Here is a 24,228-nt window from a genome sequence, read left to right on the forward strand (position 1 = left end):
AGTCTTTGTTTTTTTGATATTTTTTTGATATATTATAGACTTTAATTTTTATTCATAATTTAGGTTGCTAAAATGAATTTCTTGCGATGTTTAAGTCTTATTGCTATCCTGCTAAGCTCTTGTGTATGCGCAAAGAGTGTTGGGTATATCAAAAATTCTGTGGATTATGTAAGTGAGGGAATTGATAACCACGATGTCGAGCTTGCCATACAAAAAGCAGCACAACATTTCGAGCAAGAGTTTTTAAACACAAATAAAAACTTTCAATCTAACAAAGAGCGGAAAGTCTTTGCTCTCTCACATATTGAAAATAAAACCAAAGAAGATATTGACACAGAAATCATCGCCCGCCAACTGATGCGCGAGATTCGCAAAAGCAAAAATGGCAAAAAAATCGACATTACCAATGCAATCTCTTGGGAATCTGGTAAAAAAGATATAGCGATTGACAAAGTGCGAAATTTGCGCGAAGATGGAGAATTTAGCCAAGAAAGCATAGTAAAAAAGGGTGGGCTTATCGCACCAAATTATTCACTAAGTGGAAAAATTCATCAAAAGATTTCCAAACTCCCAGATAACAAAAAACGCATTGATTACACATTTTCGTGGAGTGTTGTGGATTTAAAGGAAGGCACTTTAGAGTGGGATTTTGATTATGTTATCTCAAAAATAAGCGACCAAGATTCTAAACAAATTATCGTGCTACAAGAAAACAAAAACCTTGATCTTAAAGAATCTCAGCAAAAAGAAGAATTCTCTGCTATTCCATTTGATGATGACGATGATGATATTGAAGTGCACTTGGTGATGGGAATGGATTTAAGCATTTTTGAATCTCATAAAGTAAAACATAGTATCGAAAATGCCAATATTCTAAGCACACTTAAAGTTGGCACGATGATTGACTTTGAGCATATATCGCTTAACATAAATGCCCTCCTTAATGTAGGGGGAATGCAATTCTCTAGCAAATCTAAAAACGCCGAAGTGTTTATCCCAGAGATTAAGGAAAGAAAAGGAAAAGACAATAGCACTATCACACTAATAGGCACAAGAATCGGCGGAGAGCTCAATATCAACTTTTTAAAATTCTTATATATCGGTGGTGGCGCGCTTTTTGACATTGATACAAGCTATACAACAAGCTCTAATCCTTACAAAGAAGTGGAAGTGCAATCTCAATATCCCTTTCTCAAAGCTGGCGTAATGATAAATCCACGCGATTTAAACTTTGTCCTTAATGTCGGTGCAATTAGCCTATGGAATAAGCAAGATTACGCGGGCACTTTTTTTAATTTCGCGGTAATGATAAAAATTTAATACTTCAAAAGAGACATTATAGCAATGAAATCCCCCATACACAAAATAGGTCTTATTGATAGATTCTTTATCAAGTGGGAAACGCGCTCTTTAGGCGCAAATATCAATAGGCTCATTGCTATCTTGCCCTGTGTGATTTATATGGATAAGGCTCGGATTGATGAGCTTTTAGAGCGTGCGAGTAATGCGTTGCAAAGACATCTAAACAATACATACATCGTGCCAAAGCTACTTAGCAGAATCTCACTGCGCATAAGCCAATACCAAGAAGATGAGAATCTCTACTTGCAAGATAGGGGGCGACTTTTTGATATTTTATTGCAAAATATCCAGCTTTATGGCGTGATTATAGATATTTTTCACTCTCCTAATGAGCAACATTTGCTTGATTCCTTAGAAGTGATTTTAAAAGAACGATTTGATGAACAATACACGCTTAATGCTGAGGGCGAACGGCTTTTATCTTTCCAAGAAAAATACAGCATTTAAGGCATACTAATGGAATTGCTACGCGCACGAGGTATTAGTCATCGTTTTGAAAATGTGCTTTATGAGGATTTGCACTTCAGTTTGGAATCTGGAGAGAGTATGGCGATTATGGGCGTAAGTGGGAGTGGGAAAAGCACCATATTAAACAATCTCTCCACAATGCTACAACCCAAAAAAGGTGAAGTCGATATTGCAAAACACACCAATATTTACTCATTAAAGCCAAGTGATTTGCTCGCCATTAGACGCTATGAAGTTGGCATTATTTTTCAGAGCCACTACCTCTTTCGCGGATTTAGCGCACTAGAGAATCTTCAAGTCGCAAGCATTCTTAGTGAAGAAAAAATCGATATGAATCTTTTAGAGCGATTTGAAATCGCTCATACACTAAAACAACAAATCGGACAGCTAAGCGGCGGACAGCAACAACGACTTTCAATCGCGCGTGTGCTCACCAAAAAGCCATTAGTAATCTTTGCCGATGAGCCAACGGGAAATCTTGATTCCCACACAGCAAAAAATGTAATGCAAGCATTATTTGAATACATAGAAAAAATGGGGGCGGCACTAGTGCTTGCTACACACGATGGGAGCATAGCACAAATGTGCCAAAAACGATATTTACTCAGCAATGCCACTTTAAGCGCATTTTAGCATTATCTAAAAAGCTGTTTTAAGAGTTTATCTCCCTCTTTTTGAATGTCTTTTGCCGCTTTATCGATAGCTTGTTGAGCCTTTTTGCCCTGCTCACTTTCTAAAAACTTATCAACTTCTTTGTTGATGGCCTTTTTTGCAGTATCAATAAGCAAATCTTTCGCATCAAGGCGCATTGTAGGACTTGAAATGTCATTAGTGAGATACACATCGACCTTGCTATCTTTGACTTGTAAAGAAATCTTAGAATCAATGCTTTGATTATCTAAATTTAAATTTGTCTTTTGTGAGCTAATTTTTGTATCACGCGATTGAAGCGAAAAATTTGAATTGATAAGTGCTTGGTTAATGTCTGCATTAAGAGAAATATCATTATACACTTCACCTGCTAAATCAAATTTCAAGTATTGTTTAAGGGTTTTTGTTAAATCATTCTCTAAAATTTTGCCCTCTTTGCTTGTTGTGCTTATCTTGCCCTTAGAAGTGTTGGTATCATAATGAAAGCTCCCAAAAAGCATAGAGCTAAAAGATTGCTTTAAGCCTAACATTTTGAGGAAATTAAGCGCATTTACAGAATCAAGTTTCGCCTCTATTTTGGAATCATCAAGTTTCCCACTAATAACTCCGCCCAAACTCTTTGTGTTAAAATCTACATACAAACTCTCAGCCTTTTTGAAGTTTCCATTTGCTTTGATGTCGCCATAAAGTTTCATTCCTGTGGCAAATTTTAGCTTGGTTAAATCAGGGAGATTTATGCTATAAGGACTCTCGATGGCAAAATTTTCTAAATTTAGGGCGATTTTTTTTGCCTCAAAAAGAGCAATAGGCGAGCTAAACTTTGCATTTGCTACGCCCACAAGTTTTTTAATATCTGCATCTGCATCAAAAGTAAAAGGCGTCTCTGGCATATCCATATCAAATTCTTTTTTTATCGCTTCTTGCTTGGTTTTACCCTTGATATTAGCGACTACATTGGCATTAAGTTTTTTAGACAAATCACTTACAGCAACCTTAGCATCTAAATCCGCATCAACATATTGAGGCTGGTATATCATCCAAAGTGCCCTATCAAGACTTAGCTTTTTTACCTCCAAAGTCGCGCTATCGGGTGCAAGATTCACAAGATTTAGCACATAACGCAAAGATTGGTCAATGTTTTTGGCGTTAGAAAACCCAATCCCAGCACTTCCATCAACGACAAGATTCTCTTGCACCTTGCCCTTCACTTCACCAGAAGTGATAAATGCTCCACGCACCTTGCTCCCAACTAATGGACTAAAGGGCGAGAGCTCAGAAAAATTGAGTTTATAAGCACTTGTAGTTGATAGCTCATCTATCTTTGTCGTGCCATCTGATTGTATCACGCCTATGGTAGAATCAAAGACAAAAGTATGCGCGATACTATCCTTTTGAAAATCAACTTGAAGATTGGTAGTAAAATCTGCCTTTGGTATCTCAATCTCAAAATCCTTTTTTATCGCACTTTGTGAGAAATTCCCCCCCTTAATGTCTAAATGTGCCTCACCACTAAACTCAAAGTTATCCGTGCCACTCACATCAGCGACAAGCGAAAGCGCACCACCAATATAGGGCTTTTTGCCCAACATTGCGAGAATCTCATCAAGCTGCAAATCCTTAATGACGACTTTAAGGCTTTGAAGGCTTGATAAATCCTTAAGGATGGCATTGACACTTGTGGCTGATTTAGCAATGTCGCTATTTAGTGTGATTTCCACATTACTCATATCTCCCTTTGCATTAGCATTAAGCACGAATCCACCTTGCAATGGTGTATCCACCAATTCACCAAAAACAGCAATATCCTTTGCATCGACATTAAGCGCAATATCAAAACTTTGGGTAAAAAGCGAAAAATCCCCCTTAATCTCAATCACAATAGAATCTTTATGTCTAATCTCCACAGCCACACGCGATACACGCAACTCAAAAGTCTCTAAATCAAGTGCTATTGGAGTGTTTTTGTTAATTTGCGATTGAATAATGGGCTTTAAGATTCCATTACCAATGGGCGTAAAGAGCATAATAAAAAGCAATGCAAACAAACCACCAAAAATCCCCAAAAACCATAACAAATATTTTTTTGCCATTTTACAAATCCTTAATAAATTAAAATAGAGTTATTTCACGCGTTCATCATTGATGAGCACGGTTTTCCTGCCATTTTCCTCAACGCTTTTATAATCATAGACAAATTCCTTACTCTCTTTGTCTTTGATAAAACGCTTTTTGAAATCTTTTGTCTCAATGAGTTCATCATATCCATTAAAAAGCTCATCTGCAGAATATTGGCTAGAGATTCTAAAATGCTCAAGGCTTTTTTGATTCTCATAGGTTTTATTATAGCTAAATCGTAACTTTTTATCATTCAATAATAACGAGCTATCATAAATGGCAATTTCTGGGTTGCCTGAAAAAACCTTTTCTACAAACACGAGAGCATAGTATTGATGAAGCATTTCTGGGATAAAGAGGACATCAAAAAAATCATCTGCAATGCTTGTAGAGATGTTTTTAAGGCTAAAATGCAACTCCAAATTTTTGACATCTTGGCTAAGGAATATATTGCGTTTATCATCAATGTTGCTTAACTTTTTAAGTCGCAACACACCATTTGCTTCTAAATTGTTATCGTGGGCGATAATGGGAATCTCTAAATTTGCGTTATTAAGCACAAGATGCGTTTTAGAATCCTGCCATACCAAAGATTTGAATTGTATGTTAATGTTATTTACAATACCATTTAAAAAACTTAAAAAATCGCTATTAAGCAGTCGTTGCGTTGAGAGTGGATTATTAGTATAGTCGCTTTGTATCGTGAGATTTTTTAACTCATACGATTGCACAATGTCGTTGTTTGCACTGTATTTTTGTCTTTTATAGAGCGGAAGATTCACAAATGTTTGGAGGATTTGATGATTTGTAGTGTCGATTTTTACACCGACTTCTAAGCCATTAAGGTTGAGTTCTTGGCTTTGGCTTTGCTGATGTATCTGCGCTATCCTAAAGCACATTTCCAAATCACCTAAGAATCTATATAGGCTAAGTTTGCTAAACTCTCCGCTTGGGAAAAATTCTTTAAGCTCATTGTGATTGGCGATATATGTGCTCCTTAGGGTAACCTCTGCGCGTTTGCTTAGAAAAAGTATGTTTGAAAACTCAATATCTGCGATAATCTCGCCAAATTCGCTGGATTGCGTATTAGTGATGATAAGCCTTGCTTTAGAGCTTAAAATCCCCCATTCATAAGGTAGAATCTCGATATTTATATGTTGGAACGATTCTTCAATCTTTTTATCCATAAATGCCATATAATCTTGTCGCTCGATTCCCTCTTTGACAAACATATCCTCATCAAGGACTTCTAATAATCCATCAATAAAGGTATTTTGCTTTACACTCCATTTAAGTGCCTCAAGGGCATAATCCTTAACTTTTAAACTATATTGGTTATACGCTACTTTGTTGAAGTAACTTCCTAAAAAAAGTGAGGCTATAAACAGCCCGACTAAAAGTCCTCCACCCATAACGATAATCTTTTGTTTCACCATCATAGATTTCCTAATTCATAAAAAATAAAGCCAAGCATTATAAAACATTTTTCTTAACACCTAAAATTTCATAAAAAATTTCCAAAGATTTGCAAATATCTATGATATTTGGTAATGTTTTAAGGAATCTTTAACCATAAACCTTGTATAATCCCAAGTTTTAAACTCAATAAAAATGGCTCGATAGCTCAGTCGGTAGAGCAGAGGACTGAAAATCCTCGTGTCGGTGGTTCGATTCCGCCTCGAGCCACCATCTCTTACATTCCTCATCTTAGAAATACAAACTATAACTTGCCAGAATCTGTGTATTATTAAAAAGTGCATTTGTCGCGCTAGTAAGCTGGTTTTGCGCACTTACCCACGGGATACCATTCACAAGAGATGAGCCTGAAGCATATCGTTTAAGCAATGCTGCATTATCAAGGAAAAGTTGGCGAATAGTGATTTGTATATTATGCTTGCCAGCGATACTTATAGTAATGCCAATGTTACTCACGCTTCCGCTTTGCATTACTCTAACCCCCCAATCATACGCGTGCTCTTCATTAAACATTTCGTCATTGTAAGTTTTTGTTTTCCCTCCAAGTCGGTTTTGCGTAATTTCAATACTTGTCCCAAAGTGAAAATTGATAAGGACATCTTTTGCAGGACGAAACCTGTAATATGCCCTATATCCTACGCCTGCGCGCCATAGGGCTGCCTCAATTTCATTTTCTTTAAATGATTTATTGTTGAGTTCTAAAGCAGAATATCCATCTTGTGAGTAAGTATCAAGTTTGACATCGATTCCCTCTTGTGGTTGCATTTGGTCCTCTTGTATATCTTGTTTTATATCAATGTTTTTAAGTGTGTGGCTTGGAGTGAGGGGAGTGAGAGTATCACTAGAGACACCATACAGCCCAATACTTAAGCTAATACACCACAAATACACACGAAACCACGCGCGCATAAGCACTCCTTTTAGGGATTGATTCTGTCATTATTAAGGATTTTTAGAATTGTAGCGTAATTTAAAGTGTTTGTAGAGTGGAGAATACAAAGGTTAAAGAATTTTTAATGCGTTTGCAATATATCACACCCCAAGAATTGCTATAAGCAAGATTCTTGGTAGTGTGATTACTAAAACCTTATTGCGCTGCTGGCTCTGCCTCTGCGACAGGAGCTCTCACAGGAGCTTTTACTAAAGGATTTGCCACCACAGCGACTTTGTCTGCTCCGCCCTCGCGTGTGAGGAGGTAGAGCTCATCGCCTTTGATAGCTATGTCGCCTATATCACCCACGCTTGGGAGTGTATAAGCATCGGTAATGCTCTTGCTAGCGAGGTCGATTACAAGCAGTGCATTGTAGTTTTTAGACACGGCAAGCATTTTGCCATTTACAATGTCTGCACCTGTAATGTAGAAGTTGCTCACTTTCGCGCCCTCTTTTAGCTCTAAGCCTTTGCCAAATTCCAAAATTGTTTCCTCGCTGATTGTGTTGTCTTTGGTGTCATATTTTAGCAACACAACATTTGGAGCTTTTTTGGCAGCCACTGTCACCATATACGCATATCGAGAATCTGGGTCTTTAGCAAGGCTTAAGATATAGTTTTTCTTCGCTCTTGTTGTGCCAATGTTGATTCTCGCGCCTTTGGTATTTTTGTAGAGCAGTTCATTTTTCTTACCAAACGCTGGAAGCAAATTCCCCTCTACACGAGGCAAAAACTCCCATTGGATTAGTTTATCTGTCTCATCTAGGCTTTCCACGCGCTCTACGCCCCAAATCGCTTTGTTATACGCAGTGGCTACGAGTTTGCCCGGTGCATAAAAAGTCGCATCAACGGTGATAGGGACATCTGTTCCGTTTGGCTGGTCGATAGCGGCAAACTCTTTATATTCGCTGAAATTATCATCAGTGAAATACACAGAGCCACCTGTGCCGACAACGGCAAATTCGTTGTTTTTCTTATCATACGCCAAACCACCGACATAGCCTTTTTTGCCCGCGAAGTTTTCAGGGATTATGCCAATCTCTTTTGTGCCTACCACAGAAAGTGGTGTTTGATTTTGACTAAGAATCGGAGAATTAGCAGGATTGGTATCAAACGGATAGTTTGAGTCCTCATTTTCGTTTGCTCCCGGAATCCACGGCTTAGGTCCTTGATTGCCACCAAGTAGGCTTAGCTTGCCCGGGCGGAAATTCTCGTGCCAATGCACAGGGTCCCAAAACTTAGAAGCCAAACCAATATCCCAAGTAAATCGAGTAGCTGCAGGTGCGCCCCGTCCGCCAAATGGAGGTGGTCCATTGGTGATAAAAAACTGCACGACATTAGTAAATACGATAAACACAGAAAGCGCATACACTGCTTTGCCATATTGGCTAAATTCTTTAATCTTAATTTCAGAATCTAGAAGCTCTTTGCCAAGTGCGTTGTCTTTGCGGATAAAGAGCATCATCACAGCCATAGCCAAAATCACTACCCAATACACCACAAACGCCCAAGTGTAAGTATGCAAGCCAAACATAGCCTCGCCAAAGCCCTGTCCTATATCGCGTCCTGCGTGGTTACCGATATGTCGCAAGCCCTCAAATAAAAACCAAAAGCCTGTGAGGAACACCGCTACCATATACTTGATTTTCACGCCATAGCGCACCATAAATAGCCCTAAAATCCCAACGATAATCATACCAAATCGCTCGTGCCCGCAGAGCAAGCAAGGAGATTCTCCTTTGACAAAGCCTAAGTAGAGGTTTGCCATACCCACAGGGACTACCAAAATAAGGAGCACAGCGGTTGCCATTACGATATTGAAATTTTTCTCTGTGAGAAGTTTATCAAATAACTCTTTCATAACAGCCTCCTACTTACAGCGTAATACCTGGGACCCAAGACGCCGCAGACGCCACAAGCCACAATACCACATCAAAGGCAATCACCCCAGCGATGATGCCAAACGCCAATCGTTCTTTTTGCGGTTTAAACCAAATCAGCAAAACCGCTATGAATGCCAAGAGATACTCTAGGAACTCCATAATAAATCCTCCTTGTGAAACAAAATTTCGGGTAATTTAGCAAACCTCCCTGTTTGTAACTTAATTACACACAAAGCTATAATAGCAAAACTTCAAAATAAAAGTGCTAAATATGACTATTTTGTTAATGTTTTGTTGTATTTGTTACATTTTATAAAAAAAAACACCTATTTTTAATGGTTTTAGTGCATTTGCAAGGCGATAGTATTTCTTTAAAATAGAGTTCTACCTAATAAAATATAGAATCTAACTCATCTGCGCGCTATGCTCTGTCTCTATAATCCACTCGATAATTTCTGCAATGGCGTTGTGATTCGCAAATGCTCTGTTTGTTTCATTGTCTCCATACATTGCAATCAAGGATTGCAAAAAGACAACATTGCCAAAAAGTGGCGAGTCAAATTCTCGTGCTTTTTGGAGGATTTGCGATAAAAGGGCATTACTTGTGTCGTGCGTGGATACTATTTGATGATTATGTGCTCCATAAAGGGCTTTTAGTGCTTTTTTATCATTCATTTGCACGCCTTTTAGATTCTATCATCGCGCGCTTTAGTATTGCATTTCAAGGCAATGGACTTGCTCCCAAAGAGCACCATTTGTCTTATCAGGAGAATCTTTAAGCAATGTGCGCAACACACCATAAGCATTACGCACAAACATATCGGTTTCGATATTTACCTTGTGTGAGACCTTGTATTCACAAAAGAGCGTATTTTTAAGTGTGTGCGGGATAATGGTGAGGTAAAAACCATTTTTTTGCTTCTCTCCAATCGTCAAACTCACACCATCGACACACACCGAGCCTTTTGGTAAAATACACGCAAGCGTGCTTTGAGCTGTGGTGATGAAAAATGTGCTTTGGGTTTGTTGGTGGGAGATAGATTCTATCACGCCCACACCATCAATGTGCCCCTGCACGATATGTCCATCAAGCCGAGAATCTGCGCGTAACGCAGGCTCGATATGCACGCGTGATTTTGCTTTGAAATTCTCTAATACAATGGTGGTTTGCGTCTCTTTGCTAAGCTGTGCGACAAAACCATCACGCTCTATGCTTATAGTAGTAAGACACACGCCATTAACTGCGATAGAATCTCCAATCTTTGGGGTATAATCACATTTTACTCTTAGGGCATTATCTCTAAAATAAAGCACTTCGCCCATCTCTCTAATAAGTCCGCTAAACATTATAATTTTTCCCTTAAAAATTATTTTTTTATGCTAAGATTCAAACTTTTTAATTTTAGCATAACTTGTTGCATATATTTTATATAATGTGGCTTTAGGAATGGAGCAATTCCAAAAATATTAGGAGGGGAGATGTCGGCATTTACACAAGCGTTGATGATAGATACACATTGTCATTTGGACCTTGCACACTATGATGATGATAGAGAATCTGTATTAAAAAATGCCCACAATGCTGGCGTGAAACAAATCATTATCCCCGCCGCAGACATCGCCACACTACCAAAAGCCAAAGCCATCGCGCATAAATACGACAATGTATTTTTTGCCGTTGGCACGCACCCTTGCGATATTGATACATTTGATATTGCTATGCTAAGGGAGTTTATCAATGACAAAAAATGTGTCGCTGTGGGAGAATGCGGACTTGATTACTTCCACTTACCACAAGGCGATAATGACAAAGAAATCGCACATATCAAACAAAAGCAAAAAGATATTTTTGTTGCGCAAATAGAGATTGCATTAGAGTTTAACAAACCACTTATCGTGCATATACGAGAATCTTCGCAAGATGCTTTTGATATTTTAGATTCTTATAAAGGCGTGCGTGGCGTATTGCATTGCTACAATGCCGATAAAATTTTACTTGGCTTAAGTGAGCGGTTTTTTTATGGTATTGGGGGGATTTGCACTTTTAAGAATGCCAAATCTCTACTTGAAGTTCTCCCTCTTATCCCAAGAGAGAGAATCTTGCTTGAGACAGATGCACCATATCTCACACCGCACCCGCATAGAGGCACGCGCAATGAGCCACAATATATCCCACTTATCGCGCAAAAAATCGCAGAAGTTTTAGGAATCTCATTTGCTGAAGTCTGCTTACAAAGCACAATAAATGCTTATAATCTTTTTAATCAAATGCCACGATTGGTGTCATTGCAAAATGATATAAAAGCAAATGGAGATTCTCTACATTATTTATCAAAGGAGCAAGCCGTATGAAAACATACAATCTTTACAAAAAAAATCCATTAAAAAGTGCATTTGCACTTGCTTTCACTTTCACTCTTAGTGTCTCTTGTATTTTCTCAAATGCGCGTGGTGGAGACTACTACGCATTTATGAGTGATGATAATATGAAAGTCTTGCAATCTTTTGGATTAGAATACGATTTCTTACCAGAGCAAAGCGAGTATAAAGACAGGATAGAAACCAAATCTGATTACTTTTTCAAAAAGTTTGAAAATAGCTATTTGTTTATTCCAACCATTCGTAGCATTATCGCACAAGAGGGTTTGCCACAGGAGTTTTTGTTTGTGGCGATGATTGAATCAGAGTTCGCACTCAACGCAAAAAGCCCCAAAAAAGCCTCTGGAATCTGGCAATTTATGCCGGGCACTGCGAGATTTATGGGCTTAGAGGTAAATAAAAACATTGATGAACGCTATGATGTCATCAAAAGCACGCGCGCTGCACTCTCTTATCTAAAATATCTTTATGAGCTTACAGGCGAGTGGTATCTTGCGGTTATGGCGTATAATTGTGGAAATGGTCGCGTGAAGCGGGCGATTGAGGAAGCTGGCGGGGATATGCGCCTTAGCACGCTCCTTGATGATGAAAAAGCATATCTTCCCGCAGAAACGCGTAACTATATCCGCAAAATTGTAGCAATGAGCCTAACCTTTAATGACGCTGATTTCTTGCGTAATAGCGATATGGAATATTTGCTTAATCGTGGAGCGACTGATTCTCTTGCTGTGGTGAAATTAAGAAGTGGGACTTCGCTTGATGCTGTGGCGCGAAGTGCTGGGATTAGCCTAAAAGAACTCAAAAAATACAATTTACATTTTAAGAAAAATATAATCCCTCAAGGCAGAGATAAAGAATACAATGTCTATCTCCCTTATGAGAATCTTGCAAGATTCCACAAAAACTTCAAAGGATACAAAGGAGCACCTACTGATAAAAACACACAAAGTGCAACAAAAGTCGCAAGCGCACAAAAACCAAGCTCTCCTAGTGTAGAATCTGTGCATATCATACATAGAGTAAAAAAGGGCGAAACACTCAGCTCCATCTCGAGGAAATATAACACCAATATCAATGAGATTAAGCGTGTAAATGGGCTAAAAGATGCTTCTATCAACATTAACCAAAAGTTAGTTGTCCCCACAAAAGGCTAATAAATGGCAAGAATCTGCCATTTATTCTTGCTACTTCTCTCGTGCGTCGTAGCGGCAGAAAAACTTGAAATAAAAGCAAAAAATTTCACTATCAACAACATAATCAATCTCGCCGAGCTTAATGGGGAAGTTTTTATCAAAAAAGGCGAAGATATGCTGTGGGCTGATAAAGTTGTCATTAAAATGGATAAAAAGCGCAAACCAATTGAATACACAGCCACAGGCAATGTGCGATTTCTCGCACATCAACAAGAACGCGAGGTCAATGGCATTGCGCAAAAAATCATCTATGACACACAAAATGATGAATATCGCCTCTATGACAACGCCAAAATCACTGAAAAAGGTGAAAAAAACGCCATTACAGGTGATTACATTACATTTAACACAAAAAAAGGGCAAGCCCAATCACAGGGCACGCATAATCGCCCAACAACGCTTATTTTTATGCTTGATGAGAATCAAAAGGACAATAAACAATGATACTTGCTAGCGAAGCGAGATTCCTTAGCAGTGCGGAGCATTTCAAACAAGCAATGCCAAGTGATATAAGCGAAGTGGCATTCATCGGTAGAAGCAATGTAGGAAAATCAAGCCTACTCAATCTTTTGCTAGGGAAAAATCTCGCCAAAAGCTCCTCTACTCCGGGCAAGACACGGCTTATCAATTTTTTTTCCCTGACATTTAAAGAACAAGACAACCCAAATCTCTCTCTTGCTTTGCGCTTTGTTGATTTGCCCGGCTTTGGGTATGCTAAGGTAAGCAAAGAAGTAAAAAAGCAATGGGAAAATAACATTGTAGAATTTTTGCGCGCAAGGAGCTCTATCAAGCTTTTTATCGTGTTGCGCGATAGCAGACACCCGCATTTAGCCCAAGATAATGAAGTGTTAGCATTTTTAAACACACTCAAGCGAGATGACCAAGAAATTTTAACCATTTATACAAAAGCAGATAAGCTCAATCAAAAGGAGCTTGCGCTACTCAAAGGATTCTTACTCACAAGCACTAATGTCAATAAAAAAATAGAATCTAAAATCACAAGTGCTCAAGTTTTACGAAAAATTATTTGGCAAAAGGTGCTAGGCATCACGGAGCAAACACCAACTTCACATCTCACAACCAAAACTCCACGCACCCACACGCCACCCCCCACCTCATCGATTCAATTTAGCATCGAGCGACCAAGTCTTAGTGATATTCCACAAATGCGTAAATTAGTGCAAAGCGAAGTGCAAAGGGGTGTAATCTTAGAGCGAAGTGAAGATGAAATAGCAAATGCTATCCGCTCTTATCACATTATCCGCGTAAAGGGAATCAAGCAAGCAGACACACAACAAAATAATAAAAACCTCAAACGCAATGATATTGTTGGCTTTTGCTCACTTTATATTTACTCAAACACACTAGGAGAGCTCCGATCGCTTATTGTCGATGAAAACTATCGCAATCTTGGCATAGCAAGCGCACTTATAGATTCCATAAAAAATGAGGGAAAAATGCTAGGATTGCGTGAAATTTTAGTGCTAACTTACAAAGAAAGTTTGTTTAAACACAAAGGATTTGCTATAATAGACAAAGCAAAATTACCAAATCACAAAATATGGGCGGATTGTATCAAATGCAAACATTTTCCAATATGCGACGAGATAGCTCTAATAGCCAAATTATAGGCACTGCGCTATTGTTTATTGCGCTCTTCTTGTATGAGAGTCTCACTTCACGATTTGTGTTTTTGCCTCCATTGATTGGCGTGCTGTTTTATTTATTTAGGCGATATGATGAGCAAGATGACTTTTGGCGGTTTTGTCTTGTGCTTGTAGCTATAAGTGTCGTAGGTGTGTTTAACGACTTCGCGCTGTGGTTTTTACCGCTACTTTTTGCTATTCTTGCGTTTGTGTTTAACTTCATCTTTGAGAATCTTGCCGAGAGCAAAGTGCTTCGTATAATGCAAGTAGCTGGCGCGTATGTAGGTTTTTTTGTGGCATTATCTATATTAGATGGTTCTTTTGGCTTTGATTCACAAATTACCCCATTGATATTGGTGTTGTATTGTGCTATTGAAAGTGTGCTGGTAGGTGTGTATGAATATACGATTTAAAATTGCACTTGGTCTTTTTGGTTTCATTGCCTTTGCTGTGGTGGTGAGATTATTTGTGCTTACGACTATAAACCACGAATATTATGAAAAACTCTCGCAAAAAAATGCCACCAAAATCGAAACACTAATGCCAATGCGCGGACATATCCTTGATAGGAATGGAGAGCCATTAGCAGTCAATGAGCTAGGATTCTCTATCTCTTTAGCCCCAAGATTGAAACAAGCCACAATGCAAGAGCAAATCGATTTCATTGTTCGCCACTTGCCATTTTTAGATGCAGAAAAAATGGCAAGCATTTACAAAGACCAAAATACCTCATACAACCATACTTCTATTAAAGTTGCGGATTTTATCTCATACACCGATATGCAAAAAAACTATACCTTTCTTAAACAAAACCCCTATGTTTTCATCAAACCAGATTCCAAGCGATTTTATCCTAATAACACTTCGGCTTCACATGTCATTGGCTATGTCTCCAAAGCAAACAAACAAGATATTGAAAACAATCCACTTTCATTTTTCACCAAAGTCATCGGCAAATCAGGCATAGAATCTACTTATAATGACTTCTTGCAAGGCGATGCAAGCTATCGCAAAACACTTATCAACGCACTCCATAAAGAAATAAGTATCATTGATGAGGGCACAAGGCTAGCGCAAAATAATCTCTATCTCACTATTGATTTGCGCCTCCAAGAGCTTATAGATTCTCACTTTAAAGACAAAGAAGGCGCAGTTATCGTAATGGATGTGCGAAATGGTGAGCTACTCGCTGCAGGAAGCTACCCAGAATATGACTTAAATGACTTTGTCGATGGCATTAGTGTGTCTAAATGGAATGCTTTGCTTGAAAATCCCTATTTGCCACTTATCAACAAACTTACAAGCGGACAATACCCGCCCGGCTCGGTGATTAAAATGGGAATGGCGTTAGCGTTTTTAGAGCACGCTGGCGTGAGTGAAAGCACCATTATTGACACACCTTGTTTTATAGAGCTTGGCGGGAGAAAGTTTCGCGATTGGAAATGCGGGCACGGGAGTGCGGATATGCTAAAAGCTATTCGCTCCTCTGTTGATGTGTATTTTTACAAACTCTCAATGCGAGCAGGCATTAACAACATTTCATCAGTTATGCACCAGCTCGGCTTTGGTGAAAAAACGGGCATTGACTTACCTAATGAAAAAAGTGGTGTCGTCCCAACACCAGAATGGAAGCTACGAATGCGAGGGGAAGCTTGGGCTGGAGGCGATGTGATTAACACTTCTATCGGACAAGGCTATTTTCTCGTAACCCCAATGCAAGTTACACGCTATACTGCACTACTTGCCACAGGAAATCTCGTCCAACCTCATTTTGCCCTTAGCTTTAATAACGAAAAAAAAGAGCGTTCAACAAAAGATGTCCTTACAAATGTGCAAAAAGAGCGACTTTGGGTGCTACAAAAAGGAATGTATCAAGTGTGTAATTCCCCTGATGGTGGGACGGCGTATTGGCGCACACGAGGCGCAAAGGCGCAAATCGCGTGCAAAACAGGCACAGCCCAAACCACAGGAATCGCCCAAAATGTCCAAACACGCCTTAAAGAATCTCAAATGGAATATTTCGCGCGCTCACACGGCTGGATTACGGGATTTGTGCCTTATGAAGACCCAAAATACGCCATTACTATAATGGTAGAGCACGGTGGCGGTGGGGGAAATGGTGGTCCCATAATGGTAGATATTGTCAATAAACTCTATGATTTAGGATACTTTAAAGAGCCTGCTCAAACGCAAGATTTCACACAACCTACCAATAAAGAGGCAAATGATGAAATCCATAATTGATGATAAAAATGTCCTTATTACAGGCGGGACAGGAAGTTTTGGTAAAAAATTTATCCACACTATTCTCACTAAGCATAACCCAAAAAAAGTGGTAGTGTATAGTCGCGATGAGTTGAAGCAATATGAAATGGCACAAGTTTTTACCGATAAGCGAATGCGCTTTTTTATCGGTGATGTGCGCGATGAGAAACGATTAGAAATGGCATTTAATGACATTGATATTTGTATCCACGCTGCCGCGCTCAAGCAAGTCCCAATCGCAGAGTATAATCCAATGGAGTGCATAAAAACAAACATTCAAGGTGCGAGCAATGTCATAAATGCAGCATTGCAAAATAATCTTAGCCACATAATCGCACTAAGCACAGACAAAGCGGCAAATCCTATCAATCTCTATGGTGCGACTAAGCTGTGCTCAGATAAACTCTTTATCGCGGCAAACAACTTCAAGGGCACGCACAAAAGCAAGTTTAGCGTAGTGCGATATGGCAATGTCGTGGGCTCTAGAGGCTCTGTGATTCCATTTTTTAAGCAACTTATAGAATCTGGGCAAACACAAATCCCCATAACTGATGAGCGAATGACAAGGTTTTTTATCACGCTAGATTCTGGGGTAAATTTCGTGCTTGATAGCCTTAATAGAATGCACGGGGGGGAAATCTTTGTGCCAAAGATTCCAAGTATGAAAATAGTTGATGTCGCTCACGCGCTTTTGCCAAATGCTACGCTCAAATTTATCGGCATTCGCGCAGGAGAAAAGCTCCACGAAGTGATGATACCAAAAGATGATTCGCGCCTTTGTGTGGAGTTTGAGGATTTTTACACCCTTATGCCAAGCATTCATTTCCACCAGCCAATCGACTATACACGCACCAATGACGGCTTAGTAGGTAAAATGCTAAAACAAGAGTTTGAATACTCAAGCCAACACAACACAAAATGGCTTAGCAAAGAAGATTTGCGCAATTTATTGCAAAATCAAATATAAAAATTTCACCTAACTTTTTGAGGGTAGTTTTATTGACATTAGACTCTAATATTTACTACAATCCCACTCCAAAACACAAATAAGGAGAGAATCTATGCAGGTAAATTATCTTACAAAAATGCGCATAAAACGGCGTGCGTTTGTGAGAAAATTACAGCAAAGCAATGTGAATTTTGTCAATATTGCGTGGGGTTTGGTTATCTTAGGCGGGATTGTGGAGTGCTTTTGGGTAAGCGGGCTAAAATACGCTAATACGCCATTGCTTTATATGCTTACTGCGCTTGGGATTGCGTTTTCATTTGGTGCGATGATTTTGGCGTGCAAGGTGCTTGAAGTAAGCGTGGCTTATAGCGTGTTTGTCGGTATCGGCACAGCGGGCGTGGTGGCAGGCGAGATTTTCATCTTTGGTAAGCCGTTTTCTTTCATAAAAGTAAGCCTTATCGCATTGTTGCTTTTTGCTGTCATTGCGCTAAAATTTGTCTCGCAAAAAGAAGACGGCGTAGCGCAAGATGAAGCCATAGTCGAGAATCTCGCGAACGATTTAAAGATTGATAACGCGCTAGATTCGTTGCTAGATTCTAAGTTGGTTACAAAAAGCAAGGGAGGGAAGCGATGAGCTGGGCGTATCTTTTGCTTGCTGGGCTTATGGAAATTTTTGGTGTAATCGCTATGAAACGCTACGCTATGAGTGGCAAAAATATCTATATTTTGTGCATTGCCACACTTTTTGTGCTAAGTCTATCCCTCCTATCGCTTGCTATGCGCGAGATTGCGATGGGCGTGGCGTATGCGATATGGACAGGGATTGGAGCTTGTGGGGGCGTAGTGGTGGGAATCGTATTTTTTAACGAAAGCAAAAGTTTTGATAAACTTTTGCTTATTGGCGTTATCATCGCGTGTAGCGTGGGACTGAAGTATTTGGGAGATTTGGGATAGATTCTCACATTAAACACAAAATATAAAAAGCAAGCAATTTATCACAAAGTTAAAAAACTTTTGTTAGTATTTATAAATACTAATATCATAATTAAAGGAGATACAATGAGTTTTGCAAGTATCATTAGTCATATGAATGAACAACATAAAGCCAATCTTGTAGATTTGGTAAATAAATTCGCGGGTGTGAGTGAAGTCAAAGATGTCTGCTTAAAAAGTGTAGATTTAGGTGGGTTAGATATAACTTACAACAATGGAGAGAATCTGCGTATAGACTTCCCTGCAAAAGCAGATGAAGAAAACCTCACTAATGTGATTATCGAGCTTTGTATGAGTGCGAAAAAAAATGTCGATTATGGCAAAATTAAAGACGAGCTTAATGAATTTAAGGCTTCTTTTGGCTCTGTATGTCTAGCTACGCTTAATCCAAATGGCGAGGTGCTCTGCTCGTATGCGCCTATTATCCAAACTGCAAGTGGCGATTACATTTACATTAGTGAGACTGCCGAGCATTACGCAAGCATAAAAGGTAATCCACACAACATTGAGGTGCTTTTCTTAGAAGATGAAAGTAAGGCTGCCTCTGTGATTGTGCGTAAAAGATTGCGATATAGAGCTAAAGCGACTTTTATAGAGCGGGGAGCAGAATTTGATAGAGTGTATGATGAATTTGAGAAAAAGCAAGGTTCTGGCGGTGGCATTAGCACCATACGAAACTTCTTGGACTTTCATTTAATCAAACTTACTTATGAAGAAGGGCGATTTGTAAAAGGTTTTGGAGGAGCGTTTGCAATCTCTCAAAATGGTGAATTAAAGCAATTAGGTGGCAAAGGTGGGGGCAATCCACATCAAGGTGTCAAAAATCCACACACTAGAGGATAGAGTATTCTTAATGCAACAAACACAACAATCAAATCCACAACAAAAGCAAGTGTGTATCATTCACGGCTATGATGCACACCCTAATAAACATTGGTTTGTGGATTTATCACATTGGCTTAAAGATTTGGGATATGACACGCTAATCCCTGCTATGCCAAATCCGAGCAATCCAACTCCCACGCAATGGGTGCAAACACTTGCCAAAACTCTCCCAAACCCAAGTAAGCATACCTTTATCATAGGGCATAGTCTGGGTTGTATTGCTTCTTTACGCTATGTTGAGAGTGTATCAGATTCTATCACGCTTGGTGGCATTGTTTTAGTATCGGGCTTTTATAAGCCACTGGCGCATTTAAGCGAGCTTGATAGCTTTACAAATGCACCGCTTAATTGTGAAAAAATTATCCGCCTAGCCCCCAAACGCATAGTCATCGCGGCGTACGATGATGAAATCGTGCCACTAGATTCAACCAAAGATTTAGCAAACGCCATACAAGCGGAATTTATAGCAGTGCAAAAGGGCGGACACTTTATGGAGAGTGATGGATTTAGCACCTTCCCACTGATGAAGCAAACACTGCAAAATATCTTGCCTGTGTAACAAACACACCAAACCTTGCAAGGAGTGCGATACAAATCCTCACAAGATAATAATGCTTTAGTTGTTTGTATGCAAGCCCTTGCATTTAGCACAACGCACAAATAATCGCATATCGTGGCTAATAAGTTTCGCGCCAAATTGCTCCGTAGTCTCAACTTGTATGCGCTCAATTTGTGGATTCACAAATTCGATAATATCACCACAATCTATACAAATAATATGGTCGTGGTGCTCCTTTGCGGCGATTTCATAGCGTCTGCCACTTTTGTCTGCCTCTAATGCTGTGATAAATCCACTTTCTTCTAAAAACTTTAAGATTCTATACACCGATGAAATGCTCGCGTTTTTATCAAGTGTGCGGATTTTATTAGTAATTTCTTCTGGGCTTAAGTGTGTGCCACTTTTATACAACACTGTGAGAATCTCCTCGCGTTGCTTAGAGTTTTTCAAGCCATTTTTTCTAATGTCTGAGCGTAATCTATCCAAGATAGATTCGAGTGTTTCTAACCGAGAATTGCCAACCATTTTTGACTCCTTTAATTTTGCTTTAAGATTTTGTATTCTCAAAATACTATCATAAATAGGTAAAATAAAAAGACTTTTTATCATAATTTGTGAAAATTTCCTTAAAAATGTATCAAACGCAAACAAAATATCCTGTAAAACAAGCGCCTTAATGGATTGCAAAAGAAAAATGTGCTACACTTAGCCCAAGTGTAAATATAACTTTAAAGGAGTTAGTATGGGATTTTTTAGCTCAAGTAACGCACAGCCTCAAGCAAGCACTACAAATGCACAAAACAAAGAGATTGAGAATCTAAAAGCGCAAATTCAATCTTACGAAGCCGCCTTTGGATTTACACAGCAAGAAGTCATCGTAGGTATCAAAAATGGTGAAGTCTTTTTCAAAAACGAGCAAGCACAAAAAATGGCAAACCTAGATTCTATAATTCCACATTTGAATGCACAAGATGGCAATGTTTGTCTGCCTATTGGTGAGTTTAGTGTGAAGCACTTCGCCCACGATGGCGGTGTGTTTTATTCTATCTTGCCTGTGGATTTACGCAGTGATAAAGATGAGGATTTTGATATGTTTGAGACCTACTCTCAATCACTTACCTCTGGCATTATGGGGACACAAAGCGCATTGCAAGACATTTTGTCTGCTTCAAGTGAAGTGGTAAATCACACAAACGAAGGCATAGATAGAGCCGAATACGGAATGAATATGAGCAACAATGCCCTGAGCGAAATCGAAACTCTTTATGAAAAAATGCAAGTCTCAACACAACTTGTGGAATCACTCACACAACGAAGCAATGAAATCACTAGCGTTATTTCACTTATTGATGATATTGCTGAGCAAACAAATCTCCTAGCCCTTAATGCCGCTATTGAAGCGGCGCGCGCAGGAGAGCACGGGAGAGGGTTTGCCGTGGTGGCTGATGAAGTGCGAAAACTCGCGGAAAAAACACAAAAAGCTACCAAAGAAATCGCAGTAGTGGTAAAATCAATGCAACAAGAGGCAAACGACATACAAAGCGAGACAGAAGACACAAATCAAGCGACCACATCTGTGAAAGAAGCTATCACTTCATTACACAGCATAGTAAATGATTTAAAAGTAAGCTCTTTAATCAACAACCAAATCAGCTCAACGCTTAGCAGTAGAATCTTCTGCACCCTTGCTAAACTTGACCACACGGTGTATAAAAACAACTTGTATAGCTTTTTGTTCGGCGTGAAAGATTCCTTTGCTAAAGTGGATCATAAAAATTGTCGTTTAGGGAAATGGTATTTTGAGGGGCGAGGCAAGCAGTTATTTAGCAATACAAATGGGTATAAGAAAATGGATGATTTCCACGCAGGAGTGCATACACAAGCCATCACGCTTGCGCAAACATTTGAAAATCCTAATGAATCTTGCCCAAAATCACTCGTCAAAGAAAAAATCCTCACAATGGAAAAAAACTCTAATGGCGTGATAGAATCTATTGATGAAATGTATGGTGAGATTGAAGCACAAAATGGAGCAAAAATCAATGAACTTAGCAATGACTATATAACCAAACCACAAAAACAAAACGAATCTGCACCTGCCAAACCAACCCCCGCACCGACAAGCCCTGCGCCCACAAGCTCTACATCAGTAGCAAGCTCTGCTAAGGTAGATTCCACACCACAGGAGAAAGAAGTAGCCCAAGCCGACAAATCAACTCCTGCTCCAAGCAATGAAGCAAACAATCAGGGGGCAGACAAGCAGGAGCATAAAGAGCAAGAAGCCACTCCCACCAAATAAAATGGAGAGAATTGTATGAATTATCTATTTCGCTCTTTTGGTTATGGTGCTGGCATTGTCGCACTTGTCATCGGTATTGGCGTGCTAGGATATATGTATAATATCTACTCAGAATCTCAAGACCAAATCGATGCGATAAAAAAACATCGTATGGATATAACCACACAAATCTTTGATAGAAAAGGGAGACTTGTGGCAAATGTCTTTGATGTGGAGTTTCGCCTTTATGCGAGGTTTGATGAGATTCCACCGCGTTTGATAGAAGTGCTTTTAGCGGTGGAAGATACATTGTTTTTTGAGCACATTGGGATAAATCCTGATGCAATTTCGCGCGCAATGGTGAAAAACATACAAAGTTTGCGATACTCTGAGGGTGGGAGCACACTTACCCAGCAAGTTGTGAAAAATATCGCACTAACTTCTGAGCGCAGTTTTAAACGCAAAATTAAAGAGGCTGTGTTTGCTATCCTTTTAGAGCAACAAATGAGCAAAGAGGATATTATAGAGATTTATCTTAATCATATTTTCTTTGGACACGGCTATTATGGCATAAGGACTGCGGCGTTAGGATATTTTAAAAAGAATCTCAACGAACTCTCACTGAAAGAAATAAGTATGCTTATAGCATTGCCAAAAGCCCCGAGCACTTATGACCCTACACGCAATTTGACTTATTGTCTTTTACGCGCTAATGCAATTTTAGATAGACTTAATGAAATTGGTTGGATTACCGAGCAAGAATACGCGAAAGCTATTAAAGAAATCCCAAAAGTATATAATGAAACACTCACACAAAACTCTGCGCCTTATGCAGTCGATGAAATCGTGCGCCAACTTAGCGAAATATACCCAGATATACGAGTGGGCGGATACAAAGTAACATCAACTATTGACTTAGATTACCAAAAAATCGCCCAAAGCGCACTCATACACACATACAACGAAACCAACAAGCGTTTATTGGAGCGGTATCCAAATATGTTTGAAGAGGCAAGCGCACAAGAGCGCGAGATAGACCCTCAAAATGAACAAGAAATGATAATAGAATCTCGCGCTAAAGCACTAAACCTCATACGCGCTCTACCAAAAGAGGAATACGCCAAACGATTTGGTGGGAATCTTAATGGCGCGATGGTAGTTACCGAGCCAGAAACGGGCAATGTCTTGGCTCTCGTAGGCGGGATAGATTATGCGATTTCGCCATTTAATCGCGCTACACAAGCACAACGGCAATTTGGCTCAAGTGTAAAGCCATTTATTTACTTGCTTGCGTTTAATAGAGGTTACTCGCCTGCGTGGCAGATACCCGATGTCCCGCGCAGATTTGGCGGACGAGTGAAAAATATCGATTTAGATTCTGTGGAGGGCGTGGGGCAAGAAGCCGAAGCAAGTATATGGCGACCTAAAAATGTGGGTTCGTATGGTGGTATGGTGCGCCTGCATAGTGCCTTACAACATTCAGCCAATCTCGCCACTATTAACCTCGTGCAAGAAGTTGGCTTTGATGCAATCTATCAGGGGATTGAAAATTTGCATTTTAAGGGTGCTCCACCTGATATGAGCATTGTTTTAGGCTCTCTTAGTCTCTCTCCGCTTGATGCGGCGGGGAAATATTCGCTATTTTCAAACTATGGCACAATCACAACGCCAAGACTTGTAGAGTCTGTTACAAACGCACAAGGCGAAGTCAATGACAACTTCCCAACCAAAGAAGAAGAATTTACATCGCCAAGTCAAGCATTTTTAGTAACCAATATCTTGCGTGATGTCGTAAATCGTGGCACGGGCTCACGCGCACATTTGCCAAACATTGAAATCGCTGGCAAAACGGGCACTTCTAATAGGAATGTCGATGGTTGGTTTTGTGGATTCTCCCCTGATTTACAGGTGGTTATATGGATGGGACGGGATAACAACCTCCCCATTGGACCAACTGAAACAGGTGGTGTAACTTCTGCACCTGCTAGCGCGTATTTTTTTAGCAATGTGTTAAAAATTGAGCCTAGCTTAAGGCGACATTTCCCTGTGCCAAGTGGTGTAATGAGAAAGGCGTATGACGATGGTGAATTCCTCTATACTGATGTCTCTCAACTCCCACCAACGCAAAATATGAGTATTGAGGATAGTTTAATTTTTTAAGCGTTTATTGCAATTTGGCACAATACGCTTATAATT

At 39.5% G+C, this 24,228-nt stretch carries 22 protein-coding genes, 1 tRNA gene and 3 pseudogenes; 18 read left to right on the plus strand and 8 right to left on the minus strand.

Going from position 1 to position 24,228, the window contains the following annotated elements:
• Positions 1-72: 72 nt before the first annotated feature.
• Genes ACWIUJ_RS04830 through ACWIUJ_RS04840 form a run of 3 tightly spaced genes read left to right on the plus strand, consistent with a single transcriptional unit; the run spans position 73 to position 2,463 of the window.
• Positions 73-1,320: a hypothetical protein gene (locus ACWIUJ_RS04830; RefSeq protein ID WP_454169322.1), complete on the plus strand. Its 1,248-nt coding sequence runs from the start codon at positions 73-75 to the stop codon at positions 1,318-1,320.
• 24 nt (positions 1,321-1,344) lie between these two features.
• Complete coding sequence (locus ACWIUJ_RS04835) at positions 1,345-1,809, plus strand: hypothetical protein (RefSeq protein WP_454169324.1); 465 nt, start codon at positions 1,345-1,347, stop codon at positions 1,807-1,809.
• A 15-nt stretch (positions 1,810-1,824) separates the two neighbouring features.
• Positions 1,825-2,463, plus strand: a complete 639-nt coding sequence (locus tag ACWIUJ_RS04840) for an ABC transporter ATP-binding protein (protein WP_454152028.1) — start codon at positions 1,825-1,827, stop codon at positions 2,461-2,463.
• Between the two features lie 2 nt (positions 2,464-2,465).
• On the opposite strand, the gene ACWIUJ_RS04845 is transcribed toward ACWIUJ_RS04840, so the two are convergent.
• Complete coding sequence (locus tag ACWIUJ_RS04845; protein ID WP_454169326.1) at positions 2,466-4,571, minus strand: hypothetical protein; 2,106 nt, start codon at positions 4,569-4,571, stop codon at positions 2,466-2,468.
• Between the two features lie 30 nt (positions 4,572-4,601).
• Positions 4,602-6,035: a hypothetical protein gene (locus tag ACWIUJ_RS04850; RefSeq protein ID WP_454169328.1), complete on the minus strand. Its 1,434-nt coding sequence runs from the start codon at positions 6,033-6,035 to the stop codon at positions 4,602-4,604.
• Positions 6,036-6,209: 174 nt separating this feature from the next.
• On the opposite strand from ACWIUJ_RS04850, the gene ACWIUJ_RS04855 reads away from it, so the two are divergent.
• Positions 6,210-6,285 (plus strand) — tRNA-Phe (locus ACWIUJ_RS04855).
• A gap of 18 nt (positions 6,286-6,303) precedes the next feature.
• On the opposite strand, the gene ACWIUJ_RS04860 is transcribed toward ACWIUJ_RS04855, so the two are convergent.
• The 5 genes from ACWIUJ_RS04860 to ribE all read right to left on the minus strand — a co-directional run bounded on the left by ACWIUJ_RS04860 (position 6,304) and on the right by ribE (position 10,232).
• Positions 6,304-6,981, minus strand: coding sequence for a hypothetical protein (locus ACWIUJ_RS04860; RefSeq protein ID WP_454169330.1), 678 nt, complete (start codon positions 6,979-6,981; stop codon positions 6,304-6,306).
• 178 nt (positions 6,982-7,159) lie between these two features.
• On the minus strand, positions 7,160-8,863 hold the full coding sequence (locus ACWIUJ_RS04865) for a disulfide bond formation protein B (RefSeq protein WP_454151237.1): 1,704 nt from the start codon (positions 8,861-8,863) through the stop codon (positions 7,160-7,162).
• Positions 8,864-8,876: 13 nt separating this feature from the next.
• The gene (locus ACWIUJ_RS04870) at positions 8,877-9,044 is read right to left on the minus strand and encodes a dihydroneopterin aldolase (RefSeq protein WP_454151236.1); all 168 of its coding nucleotides are present in this window, start codon (positions 9,042-9,044) and stop codon (positions 8,877-8,879) included.
• A gap of 246 nt (positions 9,045-9,290) precedes the next feature.
• The gene (locus tag ACWIUJ_RS04875) at positions 9,291-9,560 is read right to left on the minus strand and encodes a hypothetical protein (RefSeq protein WP_454169332.1); all 270 of its coding nucleotides are present in this window, start codon (positions 9,558-9,560) and stop codon (positions 9,291-9,293) included.
• A 33-nt stretch (positions 9,561-9,593) separates the two neighbouring features.
• Positions 9,594-10,232 carry a riboflavin synthase gene (gene ribE / locus ACWIUJ_RS04880; protein ID WP_454169334.1) on the minus strand — a complete coding sequence of 213 codons (639 nt, stop codon included), beginning with the start codon at positions 10,230-10,232 and terminating at the stop codon, positions 9,594-9,596.
• Between the two features lie 153 nt (positions 10,233-10,385).
• Here ribE and ACWIUJ_RS04885 point away from each other — a divergent pair.
• The 11 genes and pseudogenes from ACWIUJ_RS04885 to ACWIUJ_RS04935 all read left to right on the plus strand — a co-directional run.
• Positions 10,386-11,150, plus strand: a pseudogene (locus tag ACWIUJ_RS04885) (TatD family hydrolase); the annotation flags it as partial.
• Between the two features lie 83 nt (positions 11,151-11,233).
• Entirely contained in the window at positions 11,234-12,418 is a 1,185-nt protein-coding gene (locus ACWIUJ_RS04890) for a transglycosylase SLT domain-containing protein (RefSeq protein WP_454169336.1), read from the plus strand.
• Between the two features lie 3 nt (positions 12,419-12,421).
• Positions 12,422-12,901: a lipopolysaccharide transport periplasmic protein LptA gene (gene lptA / locus ACWIUJ_RS04895; RefSeq protein ID WP_454169338.1), complete on the plus strand. Its 480-nt coding sequence runs from the start codon at positions 12,422-12,424 to the stop codon at positions 12,899-12,901.
• Positions 12,898-14,088 (plus strand): ribosome biogenesis GTP-binding protein YihA/YsxC, encoded by a 1,191-nt coding sequence (yihA, locus tag ACWIUJ_RS04900; protein ID WP_454169340.1) that lies wholly within the window; start codon positions 12,898-12,900, stop codon positions 14,086-14,088. The genes lptA and yihA overlap by 4 nt, the downstream gene beginning before the upstream one ends.
• On the plus strand, positions 14,055-14,516 hold the full coding sequence (locus ACWIUJ_RS04905; RefSeq protein ID WP_454169342.1) for a hypothetical protein: 462 nt from the start codon (positions 14,055-14,057) through the stop codon (positions 14,514-14,516). Before yihA ends, ACWIUJ_RS04905 begins: the two co-directional genes overlap by 34 nt.
• Entirely contained in the window at positions 14,500-16,347 is a 1,848-nt protein-coding gene (gene mrdA, locus ACWIUJ_RS04910) for a penicillin-binding protein 2 (RefSeq protein WP_454151226.1), read from the plus strand. Before ACWIUJ_RS04905 ends, mrdA begins: the two co-directional genes overlap by 17 nt.
• Positions 16,340-17,335 (plus strand): UDP-N-acetylglucosamine 4,6-dehydratase (inverting), encoded by a 996-nt coding sequence (gene pseB, locus ACWIUJ_RS04915; RefSeq protein WP_454152027.1) that lies wholly within the window; start codon positions 16,340-16,342, stop codon positions 17,333-17,335. The genes mrdA and pseB overlap by 8 nt, the downstream gene beginning before the upstream one ends.
• A 118-nt stretch (positions 17,336-17,453) precedes the next feature.
• Positions 17,454-17,825 (plus strand): annotated as a pseudogene (locus tag ACWIUJ_RS04920) (DMT family transporter); the annotation flags it as partial.
• 122 nt (positions 17,826-17,947) lie between these two features.
• Positions 17,948-18,271: a DMT family transporter gene (locus tag ACWIUJ_RS04925; RefSeq protein ID WP_454151224.1), complete on the plus strand. Its 324-nt coding sequence runs from the start codon at positions 17,948-17,950 to the stop codon at positions 18,269-18,271.
• 105 nt (positions 18,272-18,376) lie between these two features.
• Entirely contained in the window at positions 18,377-19,153 is a 777-nt protein-coding gene (locus tag ACWIUJ_RS04930; protein ID WP_454169344.1) for a HugZ family heme oxygenase, read from the plus strand.
• A 10-nt stretch (positions 19,154-19,163) separates the two neighbouring features.
• Positions 19,164-19,754 (plus strand): RBBP9/YdeN family alpha/beta hydrolase, encoded by a 591-nt coding sequence (locus ACWIUJ_RS04935; RefSeq protein WP_454169346.1) that lies wholly within the window; start codon positions 19,164-19,166, stop codon positions 19,752-19,754.
• 57 nt (positions 19,755-19,811) lie between these two features.
• Here the strand turns inward: ACWIUJ_RS04935 and fur are convergent, their stop codons facing one another.
• A complete protein-coding gene (fur, locus tag ACWIUJ_RS04940) occupies positions 19,812-20,279 on the minus strand; it encodes a ferric iron uptake transcriptional regulator (protein ID WP_454151218.1) in 468 nt (155 codons plus the stop codon).
• Positions 20,280-21,027: 748 nt separating this feature from the next.
• On the opposite strand from fur, the pseudogene ACWIUJ_RS04945 reads away from it, so the two are divergent.
• From ACWIUJ_RS04945 to ACWIUJ_RS04955, 3 genes and pseudogenes are all read left to right on the plus strand, one after another.
• Positions 21,028-21,354, plus strand: a pseudogene (locus ACWIUJ_RS04945) (methyl-accepting chemotaxis protein); the annotation flags it as partial.
• Positions 21,355-21,459: 105 nt separating this feature from the next.
• The gene (locus ACWIUJ_RS04950; RefSeq protein ID WP_454169727.1) at positions 21,460-22,053 is read left to right on the plus strand and encodes a CZB domain-containing protein; all 594 of its coding nucleotides are present in this window, start codon (positions 21,460-21,462) and stop codon (positions 22,051-22,053) included.
• A 15-nt stretch (positions 22,054-22,068) separates the two neighbouring features.
• On the plus strand, positions 22,069-24,192 hold the full coding sequence (locus tag ACWIUJ_RS04955; RefSeq protein ID WP_454151216.1) for a penicillin-binding protein 1A: 2,124 nt from the start codon (positions 22,069-22,071) through the stop codon (positions 24,190-24,192).
• The last annotated feature ends 36 nt before the right edge of the window (positions 24,193-24,228 follow it).

This window comes from Helicobacter sp. 23-1046, from assembly GCF_053654635.1.

Excerpts from the sequence above, each read along its gene's own strand:
- ACWIUJ_RS04890 (WP_454169336.1), top strand. The coding sequence starts at position 11,234 with ATGAAAACATACAATCTTTACAAAAAAAATCCATTAAAAAGTGCATTT.
- lptA (WP_454169338.1), top strand. The coding sequence starts at position 12,422 with ATGGCAAGAATCTGCCATTTATTCTTGCTACTTCTCTCGTGCGTCGTA.
- ACWIUJ_RS04925 (WP_454151224.1), top strand. The coding sequence starts at position 17,948 with ATGAGCTGGGCGTATCTTTTGCTTGCTGGGCTTATGGAAATTTTTGGT.
- ACWIUJ_RS04905 (WP_454169342.1), top strand. The coding sequence starts at position 14,055 with ATGCGACGAGATAGCTCTAATAGCCAAATTATAGGCACTGCGCTATTG.
- ACWIUJ_RS04830 (WP_454169322.1), top strand. The coding sequence starts at position 73 with ATGAATTTCTTGCGATGTTTAAGTCTTATTGCTATCCTGCTAAGCTCT.
- ACWIUJ_RS04860 (WP_454169330.1), bottom strand. The coding sequence starts at position 6,981 with ATGCGCGCGTGGTTTCGTGTGTATTTGTGGTGTATTAGCTTAAGTATT.
- ACWIUJ_RS04955 (WP_454151216.1), top strand. The coding sequence starts at position 22,069 with ATGAATTATCTATTTCGCTCTTTTGGTTATGGTGCTGGCATTGTCGCA.
- mrdA (WP_454151226.1), top strand. The coding sequence starts at position 14,500 with ATGAATATACGATTTAAAATTGCACTTGGTCTTTTTGGTTTCATTGCC.
- ACWIUJ_RS04845 (WP_454169326.1), bottom strand. The coding sequence starts at position 4,571 with ATGGCAAAAAAATATTTGTTATGGTTTTTGGGGATTTTTGGTGGTTTG.
- ACWIUJ_RS04850 (WP_454169328.1), bottom strand. The coding sequence starts at position 6,035 with ATGATGGTGAAACAAAAGATTATCGTTATGGGTGGAGGACTTTTAGTC.
- fur (WP_454151218.1), bottom strand. The coding sequence starts at position 20,279 with ATGGTTGGCAATTCTCGGTTAGAAACACTCGAATCTATCTTGGATAGA.
- yihA (WP_454169340.1), top strand. The coding sequence starts at position 12,898 with ATGATACTTGCTAGCGAAGCGAGATTCCTTAGCAGTGCGGAGCATTTC.
- ACWIUJ_RS04935 (WP_454169346.1), top strand. The coding sequence starts at position 19,164 with ATGCAACAAACACAACAATCAAATCCACAACAAAAGCAAGTGTGTATC.
- ACWIUJ_RS04865 (WP_454151237.1), bottom strand. The coding sequence starts at position 8,863 with ATGAAAGAGTTATTTGATAAACTTCTCACAGAGAAAAATTTCAATATC.
- ribE (WP_454169334.1), bottom strand. The coding sequence starts at position 10,232 with ATGTTTAGCGGACTTATTAGAGAGATGGGCGAAGTGCTTTATTTTAGA.
- ACWIUJ_RS04930 (WP_454169344.1), top strand. The coding sequence starts at position 18,377 with ATGAGTTTTGCAAGTATCATTAGTCATATGAATGAACAACATAAAGCC.
- ACWIUJ_RS04875 (WP_454169332.1), bottom strand. The coding sequence starts at position 9,560 with ATGAATGATAAAAAAGCACTAAAAGCCCTTTATGGAGCACATAATCAT.
- ACWIUJ_RS04835 (WP_454169324.1), top strand. The coding sequence starts at position 1,345 with ATGAAATCCCCCATACACAAAATAGGTCTTATTGATAGATTCTTTATC.
- ACWIUJ_RS04870 (WP_454151236.1), bottom strand. The coding sequence starts at position 9,044 with ATGGAGTTCCTAGAGTATCTCTTGGCATTCATAGCGGTTTTGCTGATT.